Source organism: Streptomyces sp. SID14436, from assembly GCF_010548465.1.
In the GTDB taxonomy this organism is placed as follows: domain Bacteria; phylum Actinomycetota; class Actinomycetes; order Streptomycetales; family Streptomycetaceae; genus Streptomyces.
The window spans coordinates 1-22154 of record NZ_JAAGMD010000481.1 but is presented as its reverse complement, the minus strand read 5'-3'; the positions used below and the strand labels follow the sequence as shown (position 1 = coordinate 22154).

General features: G+C 71.9%; 19 protein-coding genes and 1 tRNA gene. 7 read left to right on the top strand and 13 right to left on the bottom strand.

The features are described 5' to 3' along the window. The 7 genes from G3I53_RS16675 to G3I53_RS16645 all read right to left on the bottom strand — a co-directional run. The coding region (locus tag G3I53_RS16675) for a Rho termination factor N-terminal domain-containing protein (RefSeq protein WP_343240633.1) at positions 1-462 on the bottom strand (462 nt) is incomplete at its 3' end. A gap of 398 nt (positions 463-860) precedes the next feature. After that, entirely contained in the window at positions 861-1778 is a 918-nt protein-coding gene (thrB, locus tag G3I53_RS16670) for a homoserine kinase (RefSeq protein WP_164334718.1), read from the bottom strand. 422 nt (positions 1779-2200) lie between these two features. Continuing rightward, complete coding sequence (gene thrC, locus G3I53_RS16665; protein WP_164335376.1) at positions 2201-3259, bottom strand: threonine synthase; 1059 nt, start codon at positions 3257-3259, stop codon at positions 2201-2203. Between the two features lie 6 nt (positions 3260-3265). Beyond that, positions 3266-4558, bottom strand: a complete 1293-nt coding sequence (locus G3I53_RS16660) for a homoserine dehydrogenase (protein ID WP_164335378.1) — start codon at positions 4556-4558, stop codon at positions 3266-3268. A 144-nt stretch (positions 4559-4702) separates the two neighbouring features. After that, positions 4703-6094: a diaminopimelate decarboxylase gene (gene lysA / locus G3I53_RS16655; RefSeq protein ID WP_164335380.1), complete on the bottom strand. Its 1392-nt coding sequence runs from the start codon at positions 6092-6094 to the stop codon at positions 4703-4705. Between the two features lie 15 nt (positions 6095-6109). Beyond that, a complete protein-coding gene (nrtL, locus tag G3I53_RS16650) occupies positions 6110-7249 on the bottom strand; it encodes an ArgS-related anticodon-binding protein NrtL (protein WP_164335382.1) in 1140 nt (379 codons plus the stop codon). Positions 7250-7403: 154 nt separating this feature from the next. Continuing rightward, positions 7404-7937, bottom strand: coding sequence for a response regulator (locus G3I53_RS16645; RefSeq protein ID WP_164335384.1), 534 nt, complete (start codon positions 7935-7937; stop codon positions 7404-7406). A 150-nt stretch (positions 7938-8087) separates the two neighbouring features. On the opposite strand from G3I53_RS16645, the gene G3I53_RS16640 reads away from it, so the two are divergent. Beyond that, a tRNA-Arg gene (locus G3I53_RS16640) sits at positions 8088-8162 on the top strand. Between the two features lie 236 nt (positions 8163-8398). Beyond that, positions 8399-9064 carry a hypothetical protein gene (locus G3I53_RS16635; RefSeq protein ID WP_164335396.1) on the top strand — a complete coding sequence of 222 codons (666 nt, stop codon included), beginning with the start codon at positions 8399-8401 and terminating at the stop codon, positions 9062-9064. A gap of 253 nt (positions 9065-9317) precedes the next feature. Here G3I53_RS16635 and G3I53_RS16630 read toward each other — a convergent pair whose 3' ends face one another. Then, positions 9318-9845, bottom strand: coding sequence for a hypothetical protein (locus tag G3I53_RS16630; RefSeq protein WP_164438490.1), 528 nt, complete (start codon positions 9843-9845; stop codon positions 9318-9320). Positions 9846-10304: 459 nt separating this feature from the next. Then, positions 10305-10949, bottom strand: coding sequence for a hypothetical protein (locus tag G3I53_RS16625; protein WP_239063942.1), 645 nt, complete (start codon positions 10947-10949; stop codon positions 10305-10307). An 896-nt stretch (positions 10950-11845) separates the two neighbouring features. Between G3I53_RS16625 and G3I53_RS34570 the strand changes: the two genes are divergently transcribed. The 3 genes from G3I53_RS34570 (at position 11846) to G3I53_RS16610 (ending at position 16444) form a co-directional block, all read left to right on the top strand. Then, positions 11846-13348: a tetratricopeptide repeat protein gene (locus G3I53_RS34570; RefSeq protein WP_164438489.1), complete on the top strand. Its 1503-nt coding sequence runs from the start codon at positions 11846-11848 to the stop codon at positions 13346-13348. 110 nt (positions 13349-13458) lie between these two features. Then, the gene (locus G3I53_RS16615; protein ID WP_164335390.1) at positions 13459-14658 is read left to right on the top strand and encodes an MFS transporter; all 1200 of its coding nucleotides are present in this window, start codon (positions 13459-13461) and stop codon (positions 14656-14658) included. After that, positions 14645-16444, top strand: a complete 1800-nt coding sequence (locus G3I53_RS16610) for a prolyl oligopeptidase family serine peptidase (protein ID WP_164335392.1) — start codon at positions 14645-14647, stop codon at positions 16442-16444. Before G3I53_RS16615 ends, G3I53_RS16610 begins: the two co-directional genes overlap by 14 nt. 66 nt (positions 16445-16510) lie before the next feature. On the opposite strand, the gene cpt is transcribed toward G3I53_RS16610, so the two are convergent. Then, a complete protein-coding gene (gene cpt, locus G3I53_RS16605) occupies positions 16511-17044 on the bottom strand; it encodes a chloramphenicol phosphotransferase CPT (RefSeq protein WP_343239646.1) in 534 nt (177 codons plus the stop codon). Positions 17045-17188: 144 nt separating this feature from the next. On the opposite strand from cpt, the gene G3I53_RS16600 reads away from it, so the two are divergent. Next, positions 17189-18406: a hypothetical protein gene (locus G3I53_RS16600; RefSeq protein ID WP_343240632.1), complete on the top strand. Its 1218-nt coding sequence runs from the start codon at positions 17189-17191 to the stop codon at positions 18404-18406. Positions 18407-18713: 307 nt separating this feature from the next. Here G3I53_RS16600 and G3I53_RS16595 read toward each other — a convergent pair whose 3' ends face one another. Together G3I53_RS16595 and G3I53_RS16590 are read right to left on the bottom strand one after the other, a co-directional pair. Beyond that, positions 18714-19433: a response regulator transcription factor gene (locus tag G3I53_RS16595; RefSeq protein ID WP_164335394.1), complete on the bottom strand. Its 720-nt coding sequence runs from the start codon at positions 19431-19433 to the stop codon at positions 18714-18716. Further along, positions 19430-20608, bottom strand: a complete 1179-nt coding sequence (locus tag G3I53_RS16590) for an ATP-binding protein (protein WP_164438488.1) — start codon at positions 20606-20608, stop codon at positions 19430-19432. Before G3I53_RS16590 ends, G3I53_RS16595 begins: the two co-directional genes overlap by 4 nt. Before the next feature lie 161 nt (positions 20609-20769). Between G3I53_RS16590 and G3I53_RS16585 the strand changes: the two genes are divergently transcribed. Then, on the top strand, positions 20770-21339 hold the full coding sequence (locus G3I53_RS16585; RefSeq protein ID WP_164339080.1) for an RICIN domain-containing protein: 570 nt from the start codon (positions 20770-20772) through the stop codon (positions 21337-21339). Positions 21340-21592: 253 nt separating this feature from the next. Here G3I53_RS16585 and G3I53_RS16580 read toward each other — a convergent pair. Beyond that, on the bottom strand, positions 21593-22154 hold a 562-nt coding region (locus tag G3I53_RS16580; protein ID WP_203617169.1), incomplete at its 5' end, for a hypothetical protein.

The window sequence follows — 22154 nt, the reverse complement described above, 5'->3', positions numbered from 1 at the left end:
GGCGGGCGCCTCGTCGGCGGCCTGCTCGGCGGGGGCGTCGGCCTGCGGGGAGGGCTGGCCCGGGATGTCGATCTGCTGCTGAGCGGCGGCCGCGGCCTGGTCGGCGGGGGCCTCGGCCGGGGCGGCGGCGTCCTTCTCCGCAGCGTCGTCCGTACGGGCACGGGAGGTGGTGCGGCGCTTCGGCTTGGTCTCGGCGGGCGCGTCGGCCTCGGCCGGGGCGGCGCCTCCGGCGGCCTGCGCCTCCTTGATGACCTCGATCAGCTGGCTCTTGCGCATGCGCGCGGTGCCCCTGATGCCGAGGCCGGATGCGACCTGCTGCAGCTCGGCCAGCACCATGCCCTCGAGGCCGGTACCGCGGCGCCGCCGGGAGCCGGCACCGGTGGCAGGCGCGGAAGCGTCCGTGGCGGGCGCGGCAGCGGTCTCCTCGACACGTGCGCCCATCAGATCGGTGGTGTCGCTCACGAAGGGTCCTTCCCTGGAGCGGACGTCGGCCTGTCTGGCTCGGCGACCGGTTGTGCTGTCCGGCTTCGGTTCTTCTTCGAGAACCGTGCCGGGGCGGTGGTCCGCCTCAGCGGCGGAAGAAATTTCTGGTGATGGCGCTACCTCGAGCCGTGGCACCGAGTGACACGTGGCGTGGTTGCACCGGTTCCGGATCGAGCCCGGTGGGCCCTCGGTGTCCGCGTACGACGTACTACTCGCGTACGTAGCAGAGAACACAGTGTGGCTTGGGGAGCTCCCGGAAGAATGTCTGTCCCGAACGGGGACACGAGGCACCTCGCCATGGTGGGGTCGGGTGCAGACTTGAGGTTAACACTACCGGATCCAACAAACATTCCCCCTCTCTTCATCCGGCAACCGTGTCAGGTGGCGAGCGGCAGCACGCTCGCTCCGTGCTGGTCCAGGTCGAGCCGGTTGGCGGCCCAGTCGGGTCCGGCCAGGGCTTCGACCTTGTCGGCGGTCTCCGCGTCGGCCAGCGCCATGACGGTGGGACCGGCGCCGGAGATGACGGCCGGTACGCCGTCCGTGCGCAGGCGTTCCACCAGGGCGGCGCTCTCCGGCATGGCCGGGGCGCGGTACTCCTGGTGCAGGCGGTCCTCGGTGGCCGGCAGCAGCAGCTCGGGGCGCCTGGTCAGGGCCTCGACGAGCAGGGCGGCACGGCCGGCGTTGGCGGCGGCGTCGACGTGCGGGACGGTGCGCGGGAGCAGGCCGCGCGCGGTTTCGGTGAGGACCGGCTTCCCGGGGACGAAGACCACCGGGACGACGGAGGCTGCGGGTTCCATGCGGATCGCGCGGGCGGCGCCGGAGTCCATCCAGGACAGGGTGAACCCGCCGAACAGGCAGGCCGCGACGTTGTCGGGGTGGCCCTCGATCTCGGTGGCGAGTTCGAGCAGCGCGGTGTCGTCCAGTTTGGCGTCGGCGCCTATGGTCACGGCGCGGGCGGCGACGATCCCGGCGCAGATGGCGGCCGAGGAGGAGCCGAGTCCGCGGCCGTGCGGGATGCGGTTGGCGCACACGATCTCGAGGCCGCGGGGCTGCCCGCCGAGCAGGTCGAAGGCGGTGCGCAGGGAGCGTACGAGCAGGTGCCTCTCGTCGCGCGGGAGGGTCTCGCTGCCCTCACCGGCGATGTCGATGTGCAGTCCCGAGTCGGCCACCCGGACGACCACGTCGTCGTAGAGGCCCAGCGCGAGGCCGAGGGCGTCGAAGCCCGGGCCGAGGTTGGCGCTGGTGGCGGGAACGCGCACCCGGACGGCGGCAGCGCGGAAGGCGGGACCGGCCATCGCTCGATGACTCTCCTTGAGCTGCGTGTCTGTCGAATGACATTCGATGACGAACGGAAATCCGATGGGGGGACGCCGCCGACCGGGCTGGCCGGCCGCTTTCCGGGCCGCCCCGGGCCACGGTCCGGACCATGGGGACGACGCTGTACCGCGGCATATGCGGCGGGCGGGTTCAGTACAGCCTATCGAAGGAAGGTTCTGTGTCGACATAGGGCGCACGGGAGGCGCACGATGCGTGTCGTAAGCCCCCTGTGCCACCCTGCCCGGAACTTTCCCAGGTGGGCGCCCCTTTACGCCTGTGTACGGGCACGGAAGCCGCCCGGTGCGCGAGCGGCAACCGCCCGGCGCGGGGGCGGTCGGCGCGGCCGCCGACGGGGGCGGCCGGACGCCGGCCGGTGACCCGGGGTCACCGGCCGGGCGGGTCAGACCAGGCCCAGCCGCTCGGCCGCGGTCGCGGCGTCGACCGGGACGGTGACCGGCTGCGGGGCTCCCGCGACGGCCCAGTCCGGGTCCTTCAGACCGTTGCCGGTGACCGTGCACACGATGCGCTGCCCCGGGTCGACCTTGCCCTGCTCGGCGGCCTTCAGCAGACCGGCCACCGACGCGGCGGAGGCGGGCTCGACGAATACACCCTCCTGCGAGGCCAACAGCCGGTAGGCGCGCAGGATCTCACGGTCCGTCACCTCCTCGATGAGTCCGCCGGACTCGTCGCGCGCGTCGAGGGCGAACTGCCAGGAGGCCGGGTTGCCGATGCGGATGGCGGTGGCGATGGTCGAGGGGTCCTTGACGACCTCGCCGCGCACGATCGGCGCGCTGCCGGACGCCTGGAAGCCCCACATGCGCGGGGTGCGGGTCGAGACGCCGTCGGCGGCGTACTCGCGGTACCCCCTCCAGTAGGCGGTGATGTTGCCCGCGTTGCCCACCGGCAGGACGTGGATGTCCGGGGCGTCGCCCAGCATGTCGACGATCTCGAACGCGGCGGTCTTCTGGCCCTCGATACGCACCGGGTTGACCGAATTGACCAGCGCGACGGGGTAGTTGTCGCTCAGGCCGCGGGCCAGCGTGAGGCAGTCGTCGAAGTTCCCGTCGACCTGGAGGATCTTCGCGCCGTGCACCAGCGCCTGGCCCATCTTGCCGAGCGCGATCTTGCCCTGCGGCACGAGCACCGCCGACACCATCCCGGCGCGCACCGCGTACGCGGCGGCCGAGGCGGAGGTGTTGCCGGTGGAGGCGCAGATGACGGCCTTCGCACCCTCCTCCTTGGCCCGGGAGATGGCCATCGTCATGCCGCGGTCCTTGAAGGACCCGGTGGGGTTGGCGCCCTCGACCTTGAGATGGACCTCGCAGCCGGTGCGCTCGGAGATCACCTGCGCGGGCACGAGCGGCGTACCGCCCTCACGGAGCGTCACGACCGGCGTGCTGTCGGATACCGGCAGCCGGTCCCGGTACTCCTCGATGATTCCGCGCCACTGGTGGGTCATTGCTGCCTACTCTCCTTCAACCCGCATGATGCTGGCGACACCGCGCACGGTGTCGAGATTGCGGAGCGCCTCGACCGTCCCGACGAGGGCCGCGTCGGACGCGCGGTGGGTGACGACGACGAGGGATGCCTCCCCGTCCTTGCCCTGCTGGCGAACCGTGTCGATCGAGACACCGTGCTCCGCGAACACGGTGGCGACCTGGGCGAGAACACCCGGTTTGTCCGCCACGTCCAGACTGATGTGGTACCGCGTGACCACCTCGCCCATCGGCGAGACGGGCAGCGCCGCGTACGCGGACTCCCCCGGTCCCGTGGCCCCGTTGAGCCGGTTGCGGCACACCGCGACCAGGTCGCCGAGCACGGCCGACGCGGTCGGCGCGCCACCCGCGCCGGGACCGTAGAACATCAGCTGCCCGGCGGCGTCCGACTCCACGAACACCGCGTTGTACGCGCCGCGCACCGAGGCCAGCGGATGCGTCAGCGGGATCATCGCCGGGTGCACGCGGGCCGTGACCGAGGCGCCGTCCGCCGCCCGCTCGCAGATGGCGAGCAGCTTGATGGTGCAGCCCATCTCCTTGGCGGAGGCGAAGTCCGCGGCGGTCACCTCGGTCATGCCCTCGCGGTACACGTCGTCCAGGCGCACGCGGGTGTGGAAGGCGATCCCGGCGAGGATGGCGGCCTTGGCGGCCGCGTCGAAGCCCTCCACGTCGGCGGTCGGATCGGCCTCGGCGTAGCCGAGCGCGGTGGCCTCGTCGAGGGCCTCCTGGTAGCCGGCGCCGGTGGTGTCCATCTTGTCGAGGATGAAGTTGGTGGTGCCGTTGACGATGCCCAGCACCCGGTTCACCTTGTCCCCGGCGAGCGACTCGCGCAGCGGGCGGATCAGCGGGATCGCGCCGGCGACGGCGGCCTCGTAGTAGAGGTCCTTGCCGTGCTCCTCGGCCGCCGCGTGCAGGGCCGCGCCGTCCTGGGCGAGCAGCGCCTTGTTCGCGGAGACCACGGACGCGCCGTGCTCGAAGGCGGTGGCGATCAGCGACCGGGCGGGCTCGATCCCGCCGATGACCTCGACGACCACGTCCAGGTCGCCGCGTTTGACCAGGGCGGTGGCGTCGGTGGTGATGAGCTCGGCCGGGATGCCCTCGCGCACCCGGTCCGGGCGGCGCACGGCGACGCCGGCCAGTTCCACCGGGGCGCCGATGCGGGCGGCGAGGTCGTCGGCGTGCGTCGTCATGATGCGCGCCACCTCTGAGCCGACCACTCCACAGCCCAGCAGCGCCACCTTCAGCGGACGCGTACGCATCATCCGACCTCGTTTCCTGAATACCGTCTCGGTTGCACCAGTCTCACTCACCGGACGGATGTTTCTGCCCTATGTCCGGATCGTGAGACATCTATTTCATTTTGGCGGGCGGGGAAACCGGAGATCTTCCGCCGCGCCGCCCGCCGGCTAGCCGACGTCCAGCCGGAGCAGGTCCTCCTCCGTCTCCCGGCGCACGATCACCCGCGCCTCGCCACCACGCACGGCGACCACCGGCGGACGCAGCACGTGGTTGTAGTTGCTGGCCATCGACCGGCAGTACGCCCCCGTCGCCGGCACGGCGATCAGGTCCCCCGGAGCCAGGTCCGCCGGCAGGAACGCGTCCCGCACCACGATGTCACCGCTCTCGCAGTGCTTGCCGACGACGCGGCACAGCATCGGCTCGGCGTCGGAGGTGCGGGAGACCAGGGCGACGCTGTAGTCCGCGTCGTACAGGGCGGTCCGGATGTTGTCCGACATCCCCCCGTCGACGGAGACGTACGTGCGCAGCCCCTCCAGCGGCTTCGTCGTGCCCACCTCGTACAGCGTGAACGCGGTCGGCCCGGCGATGGCCCGCCCCGGCTCCACCGAGATGCGCGGCGTGGCCAGCCGTGCGGACTCGCACTCCCGGGTGACGATCTCGGTCAGCGCCTTGGCGATCTCGTGCGGCTCCCGCGGGTCGTCGTCGCTGGTGTACGCGATCCCGAGCCCGCCCCCGAGGTCGATCTCGGGCAGCTCCACCCCGTGCTCGTCACGGACGTCCTTCAGCAGCCCGACGACCCGGTGCGCGGCGACCTCGAACCCCGACATGTCGAAGATCTGCGACCCGATGTGCGAGTGGATCCCGATCAGCTCCAGCCCGTCCAGCTGCAACGCCCGCCGCACCGCCTCGGCGGCCTGCCCGCCCGCGAGCGGGATGCCGAACTTCTGGTCCTCGTGGGCCGTGGCGATGAACTCGTGCGTGTGCGCCTCGACGCCGACCGTGATCCGGATCTGCACCCGCTGCCGCCTGCCCAGCGACTGCGCGATGTGCGCGACCCGCACGATCTCCTGGAACGAGTCGAGGACGATCCGCCCCACCCCGGCCTCGACGGCACGGCGGATCTCCTCGGGCGACTTGTTGTTGCCGTGGAAGGCGATCCGCTCGGCGGGCATCCCGGCCGACAGGGCCGTGGCCAGCTCCCCGCCCGAGCACACGTCGAGGTTCAGCCCCTCCTCGTGCAGCCACCGCACCACGGCCCGGGACAGGAACGCCTTGCCGGCGTAGAACACGTCGGCCTCGCTCCCGAACGCGGTGCGCCAGGCCCGCGCCCGGGACCGGAAGTCGGTCTCGTCGAGGATGTAGGCGGGCGTGCCGAACTCCTCGGCCAGCCGGGTCACGGGGATCCCGCCCACGGTGACGACCCCGTCCTCGTCCCGGTTGACGGTCTCGGCCCACACCTTCGGGTCCAGGGCGTTCAGATCGGCGGGCGGTGCGGAGTAGTGCCCCTCGGGAAGGACATCGGCGTAGCGGGGCCCGGCGGGGTGTGCGGAACGGCTCATTCTTCGCGTGCTCTCTCAGAGGTGGTCGGGTGCGTCGATGCCGAGCAGGTCCAGGCCGCCGGCCAGCACCGCCCCGGCCGCTTCGGCAAGCGCGAGCCGGGCACGGTGGGCGGCCGAGGGTTTCTCCTCCCCGAGCGGCAGCACGTCCGGCAACAGCGGAAGCACGGCATCCGCGACCCCGACGAGCTGCCGGGCCACCCGGTCGGGCGCACGCTGGGCGGCAGCGGCGGCGAGGACCCGGGGATGGTCGCCGAGGAGCGCGAGCAGGGCACGCCCGGACGACGTTTCGCCCGGCTCGCCCTGGAACCCCAGGTCGGCCGCGTTGCGGGCCACCGCACGGACCCGGGCGTGGGCGTACCGCACCCGGAAGAGGGGATTGCTCTCCCGCTGCACCAGATGCTCACCGGAGACGACGACCCGATCATGCGCAGCGGGATACACCGACGCCCACCGGGCGGCGTCCCGCCCGAGACCCAGCAGAGCATCGGGGGCGGCCACGGGGACGGGGGCGAGGGGTACACGGGGTGCCGCTACGTCACCGTCGGGGGCGGGGAGCGCGGGGAGGCTGTCGGGGACGCCGAGCACCGTGTGCCAGGACGAGGGGAGGGGGAGGTCCGTGCGGGCGTGGACGTGGGTGTGGACGTGGGTGTGGACGTGGGTGTGGACGTGGGCGCGGATGTCGCCGGGGCTGTCGGCGTAGATGTGGGCGTCGGCGCCTTGCGACCGGAGGATGCGACGGAGCACGTCGGCGTGGACGACGGCCCGCACTTCCCGGGGAACGACCAGCGGGACGACCCGCCCACCGAGGACGTCGCTCTCCCCGTACCGCGCGCCGGCCGCCAGGATCTCCGCGACGAGGCCGACGGCAGCCGAGCCGCGCAAGCTGATGTTGAGGAACCCGGGCCCGGTGACGACGACCTCGCCGATCCCGCGCTGCCGGAGCAGATGCGCGCGCAGGATGCCGGCCACCCGCTGCGGGGTCTCACCGGCGGGCCGGGCGAGCTGGAGGGCGACACCGGTGGCGTAGTCCCCGCACCCCCCGCCACCCGGCGGCGCGACCACGACCCGCTCGGGCACGGCCACGTCCAGCTCCCCCTCCTCGACAGCACAACGCACCGCGCGCAGCACGGTGCGGGAGAGCTCGACGGGGGTCACGGGACCAGCGTAGGCGAGGAGGGGGGTGGGTAGGCGAACCGGTTTGCGGTGGTCCCGCGATGTGGACAACGGGATGGACGGGCGAGGTGGACAACCGGGCGGACGAGCGAGGGGAGGCGACTGGGGGGTTCCCTCACCCCCTGGAGGTCCGCCGTCAGCCTCCCGCGTGATCGGCAGCCCGCTGGGATCCGTCGGCGCCACCGGGAACCCGCCCGAGCCGATCCACACCGGGGCCTCCCGGCCGCGGGCCACCGCGCTGCCCCCGCTCGACCAACTGCCTCACGATGTCGACGAGTTCGGCAGGCTCGAAGGGCTTGGCGAGAAAGGCGTCGACCCCGACCTCGAGCCCGCTCTCGACCTCGTGCGGATTGCAGGCACTGACGATGGCGAGCGGCAGATCGCGGGTACGTGGATCCGACCGCAGCCGCGCAGCGGTCCGGATCCCGTCCAGCCGCGGCATGACCACATCAAGGGTGACGGCGTCGGGCCGCACCTGATGAACGACTTCGAGACACTCGGCACCATCGGCCGCGGTCACGACCTCGATGCCCTCCAGCTCGAGATTGACCCTGATCAGCTGCCGGATGACCTTGTTGTCGTCGACAACAAGAACCCGGCCAGACGCCCCTGACACAACTCGAGAGTAGGTCCGGACCGACCACCGCGTCCGGCTTTTCCCCACTTCCACCCCGCACGGGCTACCCGCCACTCACGGAGCTGACCGGAGACACCGCCCGGGCCTCGGCGGGACCTCGGCCGACTCACCAAAAGGGGTTCATGACCACCCCACCGGAACTGGTAGTGTTCTACCCGTCGCCGCGATCACCGCGCCCGACACGCCCCCGTAGCTCAGGGGATAGAGCAACGGCCTCCGGAGCCGTGTGCGCAGGTTCGAATCCTGCCGGGGGCACCATCGATTAGGTGCCCAAAGACCCCGTCACCAGCGGAAATGCTGAGAGCGGGGTCTTCGCGTATGTGCAGGCGTGTGCCGCCCGGAGCGGCCGTATGTCGGGGTCTGTGGACGAGGCGTGGACGGATCTTGGAGTGTTGTCCCAAGTGAGTCACGCCGTCCGGGACCTTAGGTTCGATGCGACAGTGACCCGCCGGGCATCAACCGGATGTGTCGGATGCGTGCGCTTGGATGAGCGGGTGACCGTTCATGACGTTGCTCGGCACCTGCCCGAGATAGCCATCCTCCGTGAACACTGCCGTTCCATGGCCGCCCTGGAGGCAGTTCTGAGCCCTGAGTGGGAGAGCCGTCGCCACTCCTTCGACGACCACTGGTCCGAGACGGAGTCGATGGCCTCAATGCGGAGCGGGTCGGGCGACGAGTACTCGATCGTTTTCTCAGCCGCCGGCGCCTACGTGCGGGGATTCGATCACGAATCGCCCATGAGCCCCTATGCAGAGGACGGGCCATGGCCCGGAGTGCTCGACGAGGTCCCTGAGGCCTTCCGGACGTGCGTCGAGGAGCCGGCGTTCTCTGATGAGGACGGAATGCCCCTTGTCACTGCCTGTACGTGGCGAGAGCCAGCCGACGACCGCTGGAAGTCGGGAACGATCGCTTTTCCCGATGCGGCAACAGAGGATCCGGACGGTGCCGGATATCTCTTCCAGCTGTTGGTGGATCGCACCCCGGAAGCGTTTCACCGATGGGCCGAGGACTACTACGAGATCCCGGTCGATCTGGAGGCCGTTCGTCACGTCTTCTCTTCCCACCCGCTGACCGAAGAAGTGGTCCACACGTTGAACTCGGAAATCGTCCTGGCGGATCTCTCGGAGGACATTGCGGAGACCGGCTACCCGACGAGCTGAGACGCAGACCACCTCCGAGGCCCCTGGACGCGACACCAGGGGCCTCGGAGGTGGGCGGGGGGCCTACTCGTACTCGCGCGGCAGGTCTTCGATACGCCGGTTGGCGACGTCCTGCCGTCCGTCCTCCGGAAGCCTCAGAGCGCCGCGCTGTGATGGGCCGTTGCTCGACCGAGGGGGGCACGCGAGGACACGTTCAACCTCGGGTAGCGCTGCCCGGGAAACCTCGCACGGTGGCGCAAGTTCAATTGGCCCGTCATTCGTCGCCGCCCCAGTCAGCGTGCCGCAGCGTCGGCATGAGCCGGGTGAGTACGTAGGCGATTACAGGTGTCTCCCGGTCCTCGTCCTCGAAGACCACCGAATGCTGGAAGCGCTCGATGTTTTGTGGGTCGGCCGGGTCGAAGGACGGCGTGAGTGACACGCCGGGGCGAGCAACCAATTCGCAGAGCAAGCGCCGTCCACAGCCGTCCGCCAGCTGCGCCGTGGTCAGGGCCCGCTTCTGCCTAGGCCTCCCGTCTGGCTGGGGCAGAGAAAGAAAGGCGGTGATCCGTCGGCGCTCCGCGGAAACCTCCACTATTCCGGCCCTGTGCCGGCCGTGCAGGTTGGCCAGTGCGGCGGGCATCTCTGGCAACAGCGGCACCTGCTGGAGGACTACGTCCCTCTCACCACCGTCCCACCGAGTGTCATGAATGGTGAGCCGCGGGCGCCCTGCGGCCTCCAGGTGCCATTCAGTGGCGAACCCCACGTCCTGTACGCCCGATGTCGTGGAGCCCTGCTTCGGCACGTAACTGCGAGCGTGCTTCAGGGTCAGGTTGGAACCGAGTGCTATCAAGTGCGTTCTCCCGTGCGATACCAAGCACCCCTCGGAGACCTCGAGGTGGTGTGGTCCCGACCACACCTGTGTGCCGTACATCGGATATAGCACTTCATTCACGGAGTTGGGGCGGGAAGGGAAGATCGCGGTGGTGCCGAACGTGACACGGTTAGGGTGGTGTGGCGTCGATGCGGTCGGCGGGTCCCGGCGCGGAGCCAACCGCTGTGGGCGCCTCCTGCCCCCGTCGATGCACTGAGCAGCAGTTCCCGGCGACACCCCCGGCCGTTTCGAGCAGCCGCAGATCCGCACCCGCGAGGTCGATGGCGTCGGTAGTTGGACGGGCACCTTGGCGAGGACGCCTCGCCCACTCCGATTCACACGTCATCGACTGGCACGAGGCCCATACCACTGCGCGGCATCACGCCGAACCTATCCGCACAGCCAGATCCGCAGCGCCCCGATCGGTTCGAAGCCGTGGTGGAGGGCGGCTTCCAGGTCGGTGGTGAGTTCGTAGCCGACCAGGGGGTGGCCGGGGAAGAGGGTTTGGGCCGCGTTCAGGATCATGGGCCAGGCGGTGTCGAGGTCGTCGTTGCGGGCGAAGACGTTGGAGATGCCGACGACGTGGTCGCTGCGGCTGGCCACCGCGCCGGCGATCACGGTGCCGTCGGTCGCGTGTCCGGCCAGCACAGTGGTGGCCGGGTCGTTCAGCAGCTCGGGGTGGAAGAGGTCGGCGTTTCCCTGGGCGTTGTCCCAGGCCTGTGCCCAGGTGTGCAGGGCGGGCGCGGTGTCGACCACGCTCCAGGGGACGTCCGATGCCACGGCAGGCGCGCTCGCCGGGCGGTGGATCCACTGGGCCTCGAACAGGATGTGGAAGCCGGCGCCCGTCAGGTCGAGGTCGGCGAAGCTGTCCTTGATGGTGGCGCCGGGGGCGGTGCAGTCGATGCGGTTCAGGAGCTCGGTGGGGTCGGCGTCCGGTACCAGGGTCACCGCGTCGGGATAGTAGGGCGGTGTGCGGGTGGGGGCCGCCCAGCTCTGGGCGCCGAAGCTGCTCGGCACGCCGTGTGCCCCGCTCATCACCGCGCACCACTCGGCGTTGTTGCGGGCGGCGGCTCGGACCAAGGACTGGGCCAGGGACGGGAACAGGGACTGCTGGGGCGTCGTCACGGGGTCGGATTGTGGCGCGTGCGGGGCGTGGGGGCGAGTGACTTTCGGGGGCCGGGATCCGGCGTCCGGGGTCCGTACCCTTTGGTTCGTTTTGATCAGCGGTCGGGTGGCGGTGATCAGCGTCTCGCTGTGTGATCGCCGCTCATCGGGGAGGGCACCCTCTTTTTGTGAGGCGCCGAAGCCAGGGGAACAGAAAACGGGTTGGCCGACTTGGTTGGGCTATGGGGCTGGAATGTGACGTGTGGCTGTCCCGGCCGGATGCGGGGGTCCTCGGAGGCATTCCCGGTCAGCGGGGTGGGACGGCCCGGAGCCGGAAAGGGTTTCCGATGGTTCGGAGGATGGCCGAAGTGTGTCGGCTAGGGATAAACCGAGCATGGGCGTGATGCACGCCACAATTCCTGCCGGATGGAAAGGCCTTGTTCGCCGAATGGGCGGTGGATGACGCTCGTTCCACCTGGGCAGCCCGTCCGGGGGAAACGGGAAGGAGAATGCGATGAAGCTCATCAAGGCCGCTCCCGCTGCCAAGAAGGTGACCTTTTCGGTGATGTACAACGCGCCGGTCTGATCCGACGCGTTGCGCAGGCGTGGGGGCGGGGCGCCCCGCCCCCACGCGGCACGCAGCAGGCGGCACACAACACGCAGTACGCAGTACGCAGTACTCAGTACTCAGTACGCGCACAGGTAATCGGCGTGGACACACGTAGTCAGTGTGGGCGCGGACGGCGCGCGGTGAAATGGACGGCTACGGAAACGCGGGAACGGGGCTCAGGGTGCGTCATGTCGTGGTGTCAGCAGATCGTGGGGTCGTGAGTTTCTCGCCGGTCAAGGCGCTCATCGAGGAGGCCGACCGGTCCTCGTGGCCTCGGGAGGCCCTGATCGGGCTGAAGTTGATCTCCCCGGACGATCCCGCGTGTTCCGGTATCGACCGCGAGGCGAGTCTCACGGATGCCGCGCAGGCCCAGGAGCGGATCCGGTTCTTCCTCAAGGACCGTCTGACGCGCAACTTCCGTGACGTGGGCCGGGCGTGGCTGTCCGCCGTGGGGCCCTGTGTCGTCGAGGTGGTGCGGGCCGAGTGGCTCGACGAGGGCAGCCGGCTGTTCCTGGAGACGTTGGCGGGCCTGCCGGGGCAGGACGTCGAGGTGCGGTTCCGGGTGGGCGCCGGGGATGCCGCGGTGACCGCGCAGCCGGTGAAGAACGTCCGTGAGGAGACCGTCGACCGGTTGTTCGTGCAGGTCGCGACGTTGGCGAAGCGGGATCTGGAGTACCTGTACGAGCAGGCGGTGGAGTATCTGAGCGTCGGGGACAGCTGGACGGCCGAGCGGATCCTGCGGGGCATCCAGCCGTACCACGACGTGCCGGCCGTGTGGGGGCGGCTCGGTCTGGCATACACGATGCAGGACCGGACGCTGGAGGCGGAGTTCTGCTACCTGCGGTGGCGCCGGGACCCCGACCCGGTGGGTGTGGCCGGCGCGGACTACGCGCTGTCGATGCTGTACGCCCGCCACCATCCGCCGCACCTGCGCTCGCTCGACCGGACCGCCGAGTACCTGGAGCACGGGTACGCGACGCTCGGCCGGGTCGGCGAGGACGACGAACGGGACCTCACCTTCCACCGGGTGTTCAACCGGAACGGGTACGCGCTCGTGGAATTCAGGCGGGGGCGGGTCGACGCCGCGATCGAGCATCTGACCTCGGGGATCGAGCAGTTGCGGAATGGGACGGCGTTGCACCGGATGCATCAGACGGTGCTCATCTACAACCTGGCCCAGTGTTATCGCCGCAACGGCAGAATTGATTCCGCGATCGAGACCTATCGTGAACTGCTCGGTCTTGACGGGAAGATGCCCGAGTATCATATGGAACTCGCGCATTGTCATTTGAGCAAGGATCAGTTCTCCGCGGCGCTGGCCGCGCTGCGGGAGGCCAGGGATCTCGGGCCGAGTATTCAGGAAGTGCATTCCCTGCTGGGCTTCACCTATTTGCAGCTCGGCAGGACGGCGGAGGCGCTGGATGCCTACCGCACGGCGCATGCCTGTGATCCGTCGGATGTCGAGGCGTTGTACGACTACGCGTATCTCCTGGCGGAGGTTGGGGAATCGGCGGAGGCCCTGCGGCTGGCGCGGAGCGTGGACACGGGCCGGCTGCCGGGTGAGCAGGCGGGCAGGTTCCTGACGCTGGCGGCCGAGCAGCATGCCCAGCTGGGTGATCTGCCCGCCGCCCACGCGGCGTTGGAGGAGGTCCTCGCGCTCACTCCGGACGATCCGGCGGCCCGCGCCAATCTCGACCAGGTGGCGGCAGCCATGACGTGAGCGTCCCCCGAGCGAGGAAGTCCTTGTCCAGAGCCGAGAAAGAGCCCATGATTCCGTCCCCTGCCACGCCTGCCGGGCGCGGTCTGCCCGTGCCGGGCGCTCGTCGCGTCGTGGCGTACACCTTCGTGTTCTTCGCGGGCATGTGGCTGTCGAAGACGGTGCACCCGCTGTACTTCGACCGGCACGACCATCTCGTCAACTTCGGTCTCTCGTACACCGCGATGGCGCTCGCGGGCACGACGTCGGTGTTCATCGGCCGGCTCGCGGACCGGTGGGGGCCGAGGGCGGTGCTCGTCGCGGGTACCGCCCTGTACGCGGCCGGGATGGCGCTGCGGATCGTCCACGACAGTGCGCTCGTCGCGGTCGCGTCCGGGCTGGTGGCCGGGGTCGGGGCCTCGTCGGTGTTCATCGGCCTGCGCACCTGGACCCTGCACAACACGACCGAGGACCAGCGAGTGGGGCTCGTGTCGCGCCGGGAGTTCATGACCCAGGCGGGGACGGCGCTGGGTATGGGCACGGCCGGGGCGCTCGCCGCGTTCGTGGGTGCCGGTGATCCCGGGTACGTCACCGTGCTGCTGCTCGCCGCGGGGTGTGTCCTGTCGGGGCTGCTCCTCGTCCCGCCGAGCCGCTCCCGTGACGTCGCCGGCGGTCCGGGGGCGGACGGTGGCGGCGAGGCCGGGTTCCGCACCGTGTTCCGGCAGTACCGGGGGCTGGCGCTGGGCATCGTGGGGCTCGGTCTGCTGATGGGGTTTTACGTCAGCATCCTCAGCCCGTATCTGCCGTTGCTGCTGGCCGAACGCGGGGTGCCGGTGGCTCTGGTGGGTGTCGTGCTCGCCGTGGCCAGCGTCGTGCGGCTGATCGCGGCGGCGGTCGCGGGGAAGTTCCTGCGCGCGCGGTCGCCCCTGGCGGTCTTCCTCGTGTCCGAGAGTTGCTGTGCCGCGGCGACGCTTCTGCTGGCCCTGTCGGTGAGCCCGTGGCTGGCTGCCTGCGCGCTGGCCGTGCGGGGCGCCTTCCTGCTCGGGGCCACGGTGTCCCAGGAGCTGCTGCAGCTGAACGCCTTTCCCGGTGCGCTCGCCGGGGTGTTCTTCGGACTCGTGCAGAGCGCCTTTCTGGCTGGGGACTCGCTGGGCGGGGCGATCGGCGGGTGGCTGTACCACCAGCTCGGCAGCTCCCACACGGTCCTGATCGCCACCGGCCTCACCCTGGCCAACGCCCTGCTCGTGCCGGCGTTCTACGGCCGTCTGCGCGGACTGGCCGAGGCCGGCTCGGGCCCCGATACGGAAAGGCGGAGTGCGCATGCGGCTCGCTGATGCCGTGCTTCCCGAGCACCACCTGTGCCGGACCTTCTTCCGTGAGCGTGAGCGGTTCCTCCTGTCGTGGGACGGCGGCCCCGTTCTGGGCGCGGTCGGCGACGACGGCAGGCTGCACATCGGCGCGCCCGCGGACGCACGGCGGGTGCCGGGCGGCGCCCGGGTCGGGCTCGACGGTGACGCGGTCCTGTACGTCGAGGAACGCGAGGTGTTCGCCGCGGTGCACCTGGACGCCGACGGCACGGAGGTCGTCGTGGTCGAGCACGGCCTGGACGGCGGGAGCGAGCGGTGGCGGACGGCGTTGCCGCCGACGGGCCGGGGTGGGCGGACCCTGACGGACGTCGTGCAGGGCGTGGACGAGGCGGGCACGGCGTGTCTGGTGTTCACGGTGCGGGACGAGGACGGCGGCGTCGCGTTCCACGCGGTCGGTCCCGGCCGGGCGGTGCGGACCCACCAGCCGTCCATGGCCGGGCAGTTGGTCCACTGGGACCTGCGCAGCGACGCCGCCGTCGTCCGCGAGGACCGCGGTCCGTGGGACCCCCGGCTGCACCTGGAGCGTCCGCTGTCCGGGGCCGCCCCGGAGCCGGTCGTGGCGCGGTGGGCGGACGGCCTGCGGGGGCGCGCGCTGCTGGTCGAGACGCCCCCGGACAGCGAGGGCCGCCCGGTGCTGTGGGACCTGGCGGACGGGTCCTCGGTGGCGCTCACGGTACCTGCCGGACACATCGACGACGCACGCTTCGTACGGGACGGCAGTGGGCGGATCCTCGTCGTGGCCACCGCCGACGGCTCGGACGTCCCGCACCTGTGGTCCCCGCACACCGGCACGAGCGTCCCCCTCGCGTCGCACGGCACCGGGCGGCTGCGCATCCGGACGGCCGGGCCGCGCGGTATCGGGATGTACCAGGTGTCGACACTGGGCGGCTCCGGCTGGCTGTGGCTGGGCCACGACGGGGCGGCGACGCTGCACCGCTCGCCGGGTGACGTGCCCCGGTACGGCGGGCGGGCCACGCTGTCGTCCGTCCGCTGCGGCCGGACGCCGATGCTGCGGTACCTGCCGGAGCGGCGGCCGCCGACGGCCGTCGTCGTGTCGTTGCACGGCGGCCCGGAGTCCCTGGAACGCGACGAACTCCGCTGGGACGGCCTGTACCGCGATCTGCTGGACGCGGGGATCGCCGTGCTGGGCGTCGACTACTGCGGTTCCGCCGGCCACGGTCCCCTGCACACCCGGCGCGCCTGGAAGGCGTGGACGTCCGCGTTCCGGGAGGACGTGGAGGCGTGTGCCGAGGCCGCCGCGGGGTGGGGTGTGGAGCCGGGCCGTGTCGCCCTGCTCGGGGGGAGTTTCGGCGGCGCGCTCGCCCTGCTGGGCTGTGTGCTGCGGCACGACCTCGCCGGTGCGGTGGCCGCCGCCCCGCTCATCGACATCCGCGGGCACGCGGAGCGGGCGGCGGCCGCCGATCCCTTCTACCGGGACTGGTTCGCGGCCCGCTTCGAACTCGCGGCGACGGCGACTCCGGCCCAGCGGGTCTTCGACCCCGCGCACCTGGCCGGGACGGGCCCGGGGCAACGTGTCGTCCTCGTCCACGGCAGCGAGGACGAGGTGACGCAGTGGCAGCACAGCAGGCACATCACCGACGAGGCCACGCGCCGCGGGCTGCCCTGGATGCTGGTCACCGAACCGGGCGTCGGCCACGTGCCCGCGGACGCGGACGAGACGGAGCAGCGGTACCGGAACGTCCGGGGGGCGTTGACAGAGGTGTTGGGGCGGACGGCCCCGGCGCCGCAGTGATCCCCGGGGGCACGGCGGGCACCGTGGCGCTGTCACACGGTCGGACCTGCGGCCGGGCCCCGTCGATCACCCGACCCGTGCGGCGATGGCCCGCGCGCACTCCATCGCCTCGGTACGGGTGGTGTCCACCTCCAGGTCGTAGACCACGCCCCGGTGGACCACGTCCGCCTGGGAAGCGGCCATCCCGAGGGTGCGGTCACCCCGTGCGACCTCGCGGCCCGCGGCCACGGCCCTGTCGCACCGGACGCCGACCCACAGCACCTCCAGGCCGCGCAGGGCGTTCTGCCACCGCTGCTGCGACGCCGTTCCGCCGAGGAAGACCTCGTCGACGACGACCCGGGCGCCGGCGCGGGCCATCGCGGCGACCCCCTCGATCCATGCCGCTTCCAGCGTCCGGAACTGCGGACCGACGACGACCTCGCCGTCCGGCGCGAACTCGATGCCCCCGTCCGACGTCTGCAGGGAGGCAGGCATCGCGTCGACCAGCGTGTCGGTCCCGAGGGTCAGCCACGGTCTCGGCAGGACCGCCTGCAGACACCGGGCGATGCCGGACTTCCCCGAGCTGGAACCGCCGTTGAGCACGATCACCTGAGTCGTCACCGCGCCACAGTAGGGCCACCGCGGCCGTCCCTGAAACGGGTTTCGAGGCGGTTGCCCGCCCGGCGGTTGCCGCTGATCACCTCGGCCCGGTAACCGGCAGGGAAAACCCGGGCTGCCGCCTCCCGCCTGCGCCATACTCCAAGCGTGATCGAGAGTCCTGTGCCGATACCGTCGGCTTCGGTTCCCGCGGGTGCGGTCGGCTGGTCGTCCGGGGATGCGTGGGAGTGGGTGCGGGCGCGGCCCGCCGGGTGGGCGCGGCCGTTGTGGGCGGTGCTGGCGGTGCTGGCCTCCCTGGTGTGGGCCTTCGCCGTGGAGCCGGTGCCGGTGTGCAGTGAGGCGGTGCCGTGCGGGCCGGACTGGGGCGGCATGGCACAACTGGGGCTGGCCGTGGGGCTCGTGTACTGGACGGCCCGGGGATCGGATCTGGTGCTGGTCGCCGCGCCGCTGCTGGCCGTCTCGGTCGGGCTGACGGAAGTGCCGGGCGCGGACGCCGCGTCGGCGGTGGCGAACCTCGGGGTGATCGCGGCCGTCGGGCTGTGCTGGGCCGGTGCCCGGGAGCGGGTGGCGGCCCGGCGTCGGCAGCGGGAGCTGGCCCTGCGGGCGGCGGGAGAGGCACGGCATCCGCTGCCGGCGTCCGTGATGCCGTTGCGGCGGGGCACGGTCCTGATCGCGGTCGGGGCGACGCTGTGCGGCCTGGCCGTCTGGGCGGTGGGGATGGGCCTCGGCGGCATCCGGGCGGACGAGCGGCGCGCCGACGCGGCCGTCGCCGTGGAGGCCGAGGTGGTCGCGCGGCACGACCTGTCGCTGCGGGTGCGTCTCGACGGTACGCGGACGGTCACCGTCGACGCGCTCTTCCCGGAGCACTACCCCGTCGGCGGCACCGTGACGGTGCTGGAGGACGGGACGTGGCGGCGGCTGGTGGCCGAGCCCTACGACGCCTTCGACTGGCAACTGCTGGTCCTGGTCGCCGGGCTGCCCGGGCTCTCGCTGCTGGGCTCGGGACTGCTGGCGCGTCGGCGGGCGGTGGCCCTGCGGCGCGCGCCGGTACCGGCGTTGCGGGTGCTCGAACGGCTCGGGGAGGACGGCCTCGTCCGGGTGTACGCCGCGGACGATGTGGCGGGCAGTGACCCGGTGCTGGTCTGCGACCGGGTGTTCGCCGTGCGGGTGGCCGGCCCCGGGGAGAGCGTTGTCGCCGATCCGCGTGCCGTCGAGCCCCGGCTGCGGGAGGCCGTGCTGTTCGGGGCGCCCCACGACGGCGGCGAACTGGTGCTGGTCACGACGGGGGCGCCACCGCACCCGGTGCGGGTGCGCGGCCACGCGCGGGCGAGGGCCGGGGCGCCGGTACCGTGGGGCGGCCGGTAGAGCAGCACACGCCCCGAGAGATCTGGCGAGTTGGCGGGTTGGCGGGTTGGCGGGTGGTCCGGGGAGCTCGGCGCGGGTCCCCCGGCCGGTCACTGCCCGACCGCGTTGGCGGGTGGTCCGAGGAACTCGGCGCGAGCCTCCGGGCCGGTCACTGCCCGACCGCGTTGGCCAGTGATCCGAGGAACTCGGCGCAAGCCCCCCGGCGCTCACTGCCCGACCGCGTTGGCGGTGGCCGCGCGGCGGGCGTACGGACGCATATCCGGCCGGTCGGCTTTGGCCGGCCGTTCGCCTCGCGGACGGAGCGGGTTCAGTCGGGGGCCCAGCCGTCCTCGCGCACGCGGCACGCCAGGTCGGTCTTGGTGTAGGTGGGCCGGCCCGCCTGCTGGTACTTGTCCTTGACCCGGTCCAGGTAGTACTTGGCCGTGTGCGGGCTGATGCCGAGGCGGCGGGCCGTGGCCTTGAGGGTGAGGCCGGAGGCGTACTCGACCAGCACCTGGCGTTCCTTCGGGGAGAGCGCGGGCCGGGCCGGGGTGTCGTCGTGGGCCCAGGCGAAGGCGAGTTCGGGGCAGTGGGCGGTGCCGCCCGCGGCGATGTCGGTGAGGGCGGTCACCAGGGTGGGGAGGTCGTGGTCCTTGGTGAGGTAGCCGTCCGCTCCGGCGGCCATCGCGGCGACGATCCTGCCGCGGTCGGCCACCGTACTGATGACCAGGACGCGGGGTCCGGCCGCCCGCAGGCGGCGGATGTTGTCGGACGGGCTGGACCCGTCGCGCAGGAGCAGGTCCAGCAGGACGACGTCCAGGCACGGCGGTCCGGCGGGCGTGGCCGGTGCCGGTGTCCGTGCCGGTGCCGGTGTCCGTGCCGGTGCCGGCGTCCGTGCCGGTACCGGTGCCGAGGTGAGGAGTTCGCCGACCGTGGGGGCCGTCGCCGCCAGGTGGATGCCAGGGACGTCGGCCAGCCAGAGCCGCAGGCCGTCGAGCAGCATCCGGTCGTCGTCCACCGCGCCCACGGTGATGGTGGTGCCCGTCATGCCGGCCAGCGCAGTTCGATGCGGGTGCCCTCGCCGGGGGCGCTGTCGATGTCGGCGCTGCCGCCCACCTCGCGCATCCGGGCGGCGACCGAGGAGCGCAGGCCCAGGCCCTTGGTGACGGTGGCCGGGTCGAAGCCGACGCCGCGGTCGACCGCCGTCACCCGGGCGGTGCCGTCCGGGGAGCCGGTGACGGTCACGTAGGCGCGTCCGGTGCCGGCGTGGCGCAGGACGTTGTTGAGGGCCTCGGTGAGGGCGGCGCCGAGGGCCGTCGCGACGTCGGCGGGCAGGCCGGTGAGCGCTTCCAGGCCGTGGTACTGGGCGGTGACGCGCAGGCCCAGGCATTCCGCCGAGTGGACCGCCCGTTCGACGGCGGCCGTCGCGGGCGAGGCCGCGGGGCCGTCCGCGGTCGTTCCCCGCGGGCGGCAGGTGGCGGCTTCCTCGTCGGTCTGCTGCTGTATCAGGCGGCGGAGGTAGGCGGCCTCCCGGGCGCAGCGTTCGCGTACCGGGGGTGCGGCGGGGTCGGCGCGGCCGGAGGCGATGGCGGTGAGGGTGGCGAGGACCGTGTCGTGCAACGCCCGGTGGTGGGCGATGCGTTCGGCGTAGCGTGCCCGTGCCGCCTCGGCGGCGACGGCCTGGGCGGTGGCGGCGTCGAGCCTGCTGCCCTGCCGGCGCAGGTACCACCAGAAGAAGCGGGCCATGACGGCCGAGGCGACGATCGCGTTGAGGTGGGCGACGACGACGGCGACGTCCGCGTCGGTCAGCCAGTAGCCGGCCGCGTGCGTCGCGAGGAGGGCGGCCACCGCGCCGGCCACAGCGGGCAGCCGGGGCAGCGCGACCGCCGACGCCGCGCTGGCCGAGCCGCCGAGGAGCATCGCCCAGGCGACCTCGGCGGGCCGGTGCGCGCCGCCCGCGTACACGACGAACGGCAGGACGCAGCCGACGAGTACGAGGTCCGCCAAGGCGGGCCAGGCGGTGAACCAGCCGTGGGAGCGGGCGGTGCCGAAGAGCAGGGCGCTCACCGTCAGGGCCACGGTGACGCCCGCCCAGGACAACGGGCTGTGCCGTTGGTGCTGGGCCACCGCGAGGACGCCGACCACCAGGTGGCTGGCCCGGTACAGGCCGGTCGCCAGGATCATGAACGACTGGGATCGCTGGAGTCCCGACCCCGCGCTCACGGCACGTTCTCCCCGCCCACACAACCCCCCTGAACAGGCGGTACAGCCGGATGACCGGACGCATTAGCTTTCAGGGCGTTCCGGTGCTGAACACGACAAGCCATCAGATCACGGCACCGGTGCGCCCCACCGCTCGGAATTCAGGCAAAGGAGGAAGCGCAGTGGCTCGAAGTGTGCGCCGCGGGGGGATCCTCGCGGTTCTGGCGTCTTTGCTGGTCATGCTGCTCCCGGGCATGGCCACGGCCGCCGACCCGCCGATCCGCTACACGAGCTGGATCAACAACGCCGCGATCTACGAGATGCGGGCCTCGTACTCGTGGCAGTGCATGGACGTGCGCGGCGAGTCCCAGAACCCGGGGGCGGTCGTCCAGCGCTTCGACTGCAAGGGCAGGCTCCACCAGCGGTTCTACTTCATGCAGTCGCCGACGCCCGGCATGTTCTTCATCGGCGTCTACGGCAAGTACTGCCTGGGCGCCCAGAACGCCTCGCAGGCGGACGGCACCCCGATCGTGATCGGTCACTGCCAGGGGCCGGGCCAGTACTTCCGCTGGGTGGACCGGGGCAACGACCACTGGGAGATCGTCGAGGCGTCCAGCGGCAAGTGCCTGATGGACACCGGGCGGCGCAGCGCGATCCAGCTGGGGGCGTGCGGGAACATCAAGGAGCCCTACCCCAGCCTGTGGACGCCGCGTTACCACCGTCAGTACAACTACACGAGCGTGTGGGGCTGACAGCGATGCCGGCCCGGTCAGGGCCGACGGGGCCGGCAGGGCCGGCAGATCGAGTAGGTCTGACAGATCTCACGGTCTGACGGGGGGGGCGGGGCCGGCCGGCTCCGGGCACGGGGCACGGGGGCAGGGGCGGTCCGTCGACGGTGGCGGGCCGCCTCGTCGTGGGTGGCCCGTGCGCCGGACGTCCGGGGCGTCCGGGGCGTCCGGGGCGTCCGGGGCGTCCGGGGCGTCCGGGGCGTCCCGCCGAGCCTCGTCAGGTCACGTCGATGCGGTCGCCGACCCTGATGTGCGCGTAGAACCACTTCGCGTCGGTGGGGCTCAGGGCCGTCCAGCCCAGCCTCCCGCCGAGGGTGGCGCTGGTCTTCGCGTCGAAGGCGCGGGCGCCGACGTAGACGGCGGTGCGGTCGGTGGCCCGGAGTTCCACCACGTAGGGGACCTTGATGTCGTAGCCGCCCTTGATCAGCGCGTCGGCCGGGAGTTCCTTGACCGCGTGCTTGGCGGCCACGGTCAGTTCGCTCCCGGCGGGGAGCGCGGCGTCGTCCGACGGGGGGTCGACGCGCATGGTGCGGTGGTCGACGGTGAGGGTGTGACGGCTCAGGTCGAGGACGTCCTCGCCGCCGGAGACGTCCTCGCCGCCGGAGACGTCCTCGCCGTCGGGGAGCGGCGCCGGGGTCGCCGGGCTCGCCGAGGCGGTGGCGACGGGGGCGGGGGCCGGGGACCCGGAACCGGAACCCGCGGCGGGGGGCCGGTGGGCCTGGGCGGGGGTGCCGGGGTGGAGGGTGAAGGCGAGCGCGGTCACGGCGCAGCCCGCTGCC

Bases quoted from the DNA above. Each gene is read 5' to 3' on its own strand.
- thrB (WP_164334718.1), bottom strand. From the start codon at position 1,778: ATGGCCGGTCCCGCCTTCCGCGCTGCCGCCGTCCGGGTGCGCGTTCCC.
- thrC (WP_164335376.1), bottom strand. From the start codon at position 3,259: ATGACCCACCAGTGGCGCGGAATCATCGAGGAGTACCGGGACCGGCTG.
- G3I53_RS16660 (WP_164335378.1), bottom strand. From the start codon at position 4,558: ATGATGCGTACGCGTCCGCTGAAGGTGGCGCTGCTGGGCTGTGGAGTG.
- lysA (WP_164335380.1), bottom strand. From the start codon at position 6,094: ATGAGCCGTTCCGCACACCCCGCCGGGCCCCGCTACGCCGATGTCCTT.
- G3I53_RS16625 (WP_239063942.1), bottom strand. From the start codon at position 10,949: ATGAGCGGGGCACACGGCGTGCCGAGCAGCTTCGGCGCCCAGAGCTGG.
- G3I53_RS16610 (WP_164335392.1), top strand. From the start codon at position 14,645: ATGCGGCTCGCTGATGCCGTGCTTCCCGAGCACCACCTGTGCCGGACC.
- G3I53_RS16595 (WP_164335394.1), bottom strand. From the start codon at position 19,433: ATGACGGGCACCACCATCACCGTGGGCGCGGTGGACGACGACCGGATG.